Source organism: Mycobacterium sp. E3247 (assembly GCF_001667785.1).
Classification (GTDB): Bacteria; Actinomycetota; Actinomycetes; order Mycobacteriales; family Mycobacteriaceae; genus Mycobacterium.
Genome location: NZ_LZJG01000197.1, coordinates 1 through 2,961, shown reverse-complemented (window position 1 = coordinate 2,961; position 2,961 = coordinate 1). Strand labels below are relative to the sequence as shown.

1 protein-coding gene is annotated in these 2,961 nt (G+C 70.9%); it reads left to right on the top strand.

Annotated elements, in window-relative coordinates:
* The coding region (locus A9X04_RS10460; protein WP_231985700.1) for a condensation domain-containing protein at nt 1-2,961 on the top strand (2,961 nt) is incomplete at both ends.

Sequence of the window (2,961 nt, the reverse complement as noted above, 5' to 3'; positions counted from 1 at the left end):
CGACTCCTTCTTCGACCTGGGCGGCGACAGCATCTCCTCGATGCAGGTGGTGACGCGGGCCCGCGCCGCCGGCCTGATCTGCCGGACGCGCGACATCTTCGTCGAGCAGACCGTCGCCCGGCTGGCCCGGGTGGCCGATGTCGCTGACGCGCGCGCCGACGTGGCGGACGAGGGCGTGGGCCCGGTGCCGGCCACCCCGATCATCCGCTGGCTGCAGGGCGTGCAGGGTCCGGTCGACCAGTTCAACCAGGCGATGTTGGTCCAGGCCCCGGCCGGGGTCGATGTGCCCGACGTGCTGGTGGTGCTGCAGGCGCTGCTGGATCGGCACGCCATGCTGCGGCTACGTGTTGACGACGGGTGGTCGCTGACGGTGCCCGAGCCGGGTGCGGTGGACGCCGCCGACTGCCTGCACACCGTGGAGGTGTTGTCCGACGCGGCGGTGCTCGAGGCGAGGTCGCGGCTGAACCCGGCCGAAGGGGCGATGCTCAGCGCGCTGTGGGTCACCGCGACCGCCCAGCTGGTGGTGATCATCCACCACCTGGCCGTCGACGGCGTGTCGTGGCGAATCCTGTTGGAGGACTTGAACATCGCCTGGGCGCAGCACCGGCTGGGCCAACCGGTGGCGTTGCCGCCGGCGGGGACGTCGTTCGCGCGGTGGGCGGCGCAGCTGGCCGAGCGCGCCAACGCCCCGGACGTCGTGGACCAGCTGGACACCTGGAGGCAGGTGGCGGCGACGCCCGCGGCGCTGCCCGCGGTGCGACCCGAGGTGGACACCTTCGCCGCCGCCGGGCAGCTCTCGGTGGAGCTGGACGCCGAGACCACCGGCATGCTGCTCGGTGAGGTGCCCGCGGCGTTCCACGCCGGCGTCCAGGACATCCTGCTGATCTCGTTCGCCCTGGCGCTGGTCGAATTCCTGGGCCCCCGCGTCGAGGCCGGCGCGCCGATCGGCATCGACGTCGAAGGCCACGGCCGCCACGAGGAGCTGGGCCGCGACGTCGACCTGTCGCGCACCGTAGGGTGGTTCACCGCCAAGTACCCGGTGTCCTTGGTGACGGGTGAATTACCTTGGGCGCAAATCGTTTCCGGGGGTCCATCGCTGGGCGCGGTGATCAAGGACGCCAAGGAACAGCTGCGCGCCCTGCCCGATTCACTGACCTACGGGCTGCTGCGCTACCTGAACACCGAGGCCGGCCTGGACGGATCCGACCCGCCGATCGGGTTCAACTACCTGGGGCGGCAGGGCGGCGCCGGTGAGCTCACCGACGAGATGTGGCGCCCCGTGCCGGGCTCGGTCACCGGCGCGGCAGCGGCGATCCCGATGCCGCTGATGCACACCCTGGAGCTCAACGCGGCCACCGTCGACACCGAGGCCGGCCCGCGCCTGCAGGCGCATTGGACGTGGGCGCCGTCGGCGCTGGAGGACGGGCAGGTCAGCCGGCTGAGCCGGTTGTGGTTCGAGGCCCTGGCCGGGATCTGCGCCCACGTGCGATCCGGGGGTGGCGGGTTGACGCCGTCGGACGTCGCGCCCGCCCGCCTCAGCCAGAAGCAGATCGACCAGCTGCAACGGCAATGCCACATCGCCGACGTGCTGCCGCTGACCCCGGTCCAGCAGGGCCTGCTCTTTCACGCCAACACCATGCGGGACGCCGGCGACCTCTACGCCGGCCAGCTCGACATCAGCATCACCGGCCCGCTCGACCCCGACCGCCTGCGCGACGCCGTGCACGCGGTGGTCCGGCGGCATCCGAACCTGGTGGCACGATTCTTCGACCAGTTCGACGAGCCGGTGCAGGTCGTGGTGGCCGAGCCCGAGCCGGCCTGGCAGTACCTGGAGCTGGCCGCCGACGTCGACGCGCACGTCGAGCGGCTCTGCGCCGCCGAACGCGCCGCCGTCTGCGACCTCGTCAACCAGTCGCCCTTCCGGGTGGCCTTGATCCGCACCGCCGCTGACCGCCACCGGCTGGTGCTGACCAACCACCACATCGTGCTCGACGGCTGGTCGATGCCGATCCTGCTCGGCGACATCTTCGCCGGCTACTACGGACAACGCCTGCCCGCCCCGGCGCCCTACCGCGACTTCGTCGGCTGGCTGGCCGCCCGCGACCGCGACGCCGCACGCGCCGCCTGGGGTGAGGTGTTCGCCGGCTTCGACACCCCGGCCCTGGTCGGCCGCCAAGACCGGCTGCAGCCGGGCGCGCAAGGCGTCCACACGCTCAGCCTGCCGGCCGATCTCACCCGCGCCGTCGGTGAACTCGCACGCTCCTGCCACACCACCGTCAACACGGTGCTGCAGGCCGCCTACGCGCAACTGCTGTGCTGGTTGACCGGCCAGCACGATGTCGCCTTCGGCACGACGGTCTCGGGCAGACCGGCCGAACTCTTGGGTGCGGAATCGATGGTCGGGCTCATGATCAACACCGTGCCGGTGCGCGCGAAGCTCAGCCCGACGACTACCGCCGCCGACCTGCTCGAGCAGCTGCAGGGTGCCAACAACCACACCTTCGACCACCAGCACTTGGCGCTCAACGACATTCACCGCATCGTCGGCCAGGACAAGCTTTTCGACACGCTGTTCGCCTACGAGAACTATCCGATCGACGCCGCCGCCTTGTCGGGCGATCAGGAGTTGTCCATCACCGACATCGCCAGCCGGGAGTCCACTCACTACCCGCTGACCATTCAGGCCCAGCCGGGACACGAACTGCGCCTACGTGTCGAATACGACACCGACATATTCGACGCGGACGCCGTGGAGACGTTGATCGAGCGGCTGCGGCGGGTGCTGCTGGCCATGACGACCGAACCAGGGCGGCCGTTGTCGGCGATTGACGCGCTGGACGCCGGTGAACACCGCAGGCTGGACGAAATCGGTAACCGGGCCGTCCTGACCGAGGCGTGGGGGCCGGCGTCGATTCCGGTGTTGTTCGCCGGGCAGGTGGCGCGCCGGCCTGAGGCGGCGGC